Here is a 2,830-nt window from a genome sequence, read left to right on the forward strand (position 1 = left end):
CCAGCTTCCGGCCGCGCCCGCGCACGGCGTCGGGGCGGGTGTCACGGCCGCCACCTCGTGCTGCTGGGACAGGTCCTCCAGTATGGTGGCCGCGAACTCCGGCGTGCCCATGAACACGACGCGCATGATCAGCGCACCCGCGTATCGAGCGACGTCTCGCCCGGCTTCGCGCCCGCGGCGCGCGCCAGCTCGTAGTCGCGCAGCGCCTGGATGCGCGCGATGGGGTCGCAGCGCTCGAACATGGTGATGCCGTCCAGATGGTCCAGCTCGTGCTGGAGGCAGCGGCCCAAGAGCCCGTCGCCCTCGATCTCCCACTCCTCGCCATCCAGGTCGAAGTAGCGCACGCGCGCCCACGGCGGCCGCGCGATGGGCACGGAGATGCCGGGGCACGACAGGCAGCCCTCGCCCTCCACCACCGGGTCGCCCTGGGCGTCCACGAGCACGGGGTTCACCAGCACGATGGGGTCCTGCTCGCCGGACTCGGCCTGGTCGCAGTCCACCACCACGAGGCGCTTCGTCACGCCCAGCTGCGGCGCGGCCAGGCCGCAGCCGTCGTTCTTGTACATGGCCTTGGCCATCTGCCTGGCCAGCTTCTTCAGGCCCTTGTCGCCCAGGTCGCACGGCTCGCAGACCGTGTTCAGCAACGGGTTCGGTGATTGCACGATGGTTATCACGAAGACACGTCCCTCTCGTTCCTTATCGCACGCGTCCCGGCGCAGGCCGGGACGCGGAAAAGTTCCTTGTGGGGACATTGTGCGGTTTCGGCTGCCCCTTGTCCAGTAGCATGCGGGAAACATCCACAAAACCCAAGGTGAGAAGGGGAAGAATGCAAGCGCCCGAGGGATCGCCCGCGCGGAGGGACGATTGGCTCCCGCCTTCGCCCCGCCGCGCGCCGAATGGCTACTTGTCCGCCACGATCTCCTTCAGGCTGGCGGCGAGTCCGGCCACGCCCTGGATGTCGGAGGGGATGATGATCTTCGTGGCCTGACCGTCGGCGACGGTCTTCAGGGCCTCGAAGGCCTGCAGGGTGAGCACGGCGTTGTCGGCGCCGGCCTCGCGCACCACGCGGATGCCGTCGGCGGTGGCCTGCTGCACGTTCAGGATGGCGGCGGCCTCGCCCTCGGCCTCGCGGATCTGCTTCTCGCGCTCGGCCTCCGCGGCCAGGATCACGGCCTGCTTCTCGGCCTCCGCGGCCAGGATCTGCGCCTGCTTGTTGCCCTCCGCCACGGTGATGGCCGACTGCTTCTCGCCCTCGGCCAGGAGGATGGCCTCGCGCTTCTCGCGCTCGGCCTTCATCTGCTTCTCCATGGCCTGCTGGATGGCGGCCGGCGGCGTGATGTTCTTCACCTCCACGCGGTTCACCTTGATGCCCCACGCGTCGGTGGCCTCGTCCAGGATGGAGCGCATCTTGGCGTTGATGGTGTCGCGCGACACGAGCGTGGTGTCCAGCTCGAGGTCGCCGATGATGTTGCGCAGCGTGGTCGCGGCCAGGTTCTCGATGGCCACGAGCGGGTTCTCCACGCCGTAGGCGTAGAGCTTCGGGTCCATGATCTTGAAGAACACCACCGAGTCGATGGACATGGTCACGTTGTCCTTCGTGATGACGGGCTGGGGCGGGAAGTCGGCCACCTGCTCCTTGAGCGTGATGCCCGCGCGCACGCGGTCGATGAAGGGGATCTGCACGTGCAGACCGTTGTTCCAGGTGGTGAGGTACGAGCCCAGGCGCTCCACGATGGCGGCCTGCGCCTGCGGCACGATCTTGATGCACGTGACGGAGAACAGCACCACGAGCACGACGACCACGATGATGGCGATGGTGAGGGGGTTCAAGGGGAACATCAGCGTTTCCTTTCGACGATGAGCTTGACGCTTTCCTGGCCCACGATGCGCACGACCTCGCCCGCGGGGATGGGGAGCCCGTCCGCGGAGCGCGCGGCCCAGGTCATGCGGTTGTCCGTCTCCACGCGGCCGGTCATGCCGTCGTTGTCGACGCCCTCCACCACGACGGCCGTCTGGCCGACATGGGTGGGCTCCTCGAGCTTCCCGCGGTCGCGGTACTTCACGAAAACGGGGCGCAGGCCCACGAGGCAGGCCACGGAGACGACGAGGAACACGACCAGCTGCACGACGAGGTCGGCGCCGAGCAGGCTCGCGACGAACGCGACGAGCGCGCCCACGACGAACCACATGGTGATAAGGCCGAGCGAGACGATCTCGACGACGCCCATGACGGCGGCGACGCCCAGCCAGACGAAGGGACTCATGGCGACTCCTTTCTCTTTGCTTGAGTATACCATGCCGCCTGCTGCGCCATGGCGGCGCCGGACGGGAAAGCGGGAGGGCGCCAGGCAAGCGAGGAGGTGCGGCACCTCCCGGACGACCAAGGGCATGCACCCCCATCGTCGGCCAGGGGCCTCGCCCCTATGAGCCGGTCGGGGGCGTGCGGGCGATAGCGGTTGTCCGGCGCATCTGATCGTCCTCGGGCACGCCTCGATGCGGCGGACAGGCCGGCCCGGCACATACGGCCTCGGCCGCCTGATGAAAAAAAAGCCTGGCGGGCAAGAAGCGCGCCGCTCGTCGGCACCCGCCTGTCGGCGTCGGCCTGTCGGCACCAGCCCGGCGGCGCCCGCCTCCCCCTCTTGCCGCCCGACGATAAAAGAGAAGCCTACACGGCCTTGTGCGCGAGGCGGCGGCGGGTGAGGTCCTTCTGCATGGCGGTCACGGTCTGGAACAGCATCTCGTACTCGTCGGCGGGCAGGGCGGACGGGTCGGACAGCTGGGCGCGCAGGGCGGCCACGGCGTCCTCGGCGTCGCCGATGGCCAGCTCCTC

The 2,830-nt window shown here is 68.7% G+C and carries 3 protein-coding genes; all 3 read right to left on the reverse strand.

Annotated features, from left to right (window positions below; genetic code table 11):
- Positions 1-128: 128 nt before the first annotated feature.
- Positions 129-674 carry a peptide deformylase gene (gene def, locus GPA_RS13470; RefSeq protein WP_041239659.1) on the reverse strand — a complete coding sequence of 182 codons (546 nt, stop codon included), beginning with the start codon at positions 672-674 and terminating at the stop codon, positions 129-131.
- Positions 675-900: 226 nt separating this feature from the next.
- Entirely contained in the window at positions 901-1,839 is a 939-nt protein-coding gene (locus GPA_RS13475; RefSeq protein ID WP_015540207.1) for an SPFH domain-containing protein, read from the reverse strand.
- A complete protein-coding gene (locus GPA_RS13480) occupies positions 1,839-2,264 on the reverse strand; it encodes an NfeD family protein (protein WP_015540208.1) in 426 nt (141 codons plus the stop codon). The genes GPA_RS13475 and GPA_RS13480 overlap by 1 nt, the downstream gene beginning before the upstream one ends.
- Positions 2,265-2,830: the final 566 nt, after the last annotated feature.

The organism is Gordonibacter pamelaeae 7-10-1-b (assembly GCF_000210055.1).
GTDB lineage: Bacteria > Actinomycetota > Coriobacteriia > Coriobacteriales > Eggerthellaceae > Gordonibacter > Gordonibacter pamelaeae.

Excerpts from the sequence above, each read along its gene's own strand:
- GPA_RS13475 (WP_015540207.1), bottom strand. The coding sequence starts at position 1,839 with ATGTTCCCCTTGAACCCCCTCACCATCGCCATCATCGTGGTCGTCGTG.
- GPA_RS13480 (WP_015540208.1), bottom strand. The coding sequence starts at position 2,264 with ATGAGTCCCTTCGTCTGGCTGGGCGTCGCCGCCGTCATGGGCGTCGTC.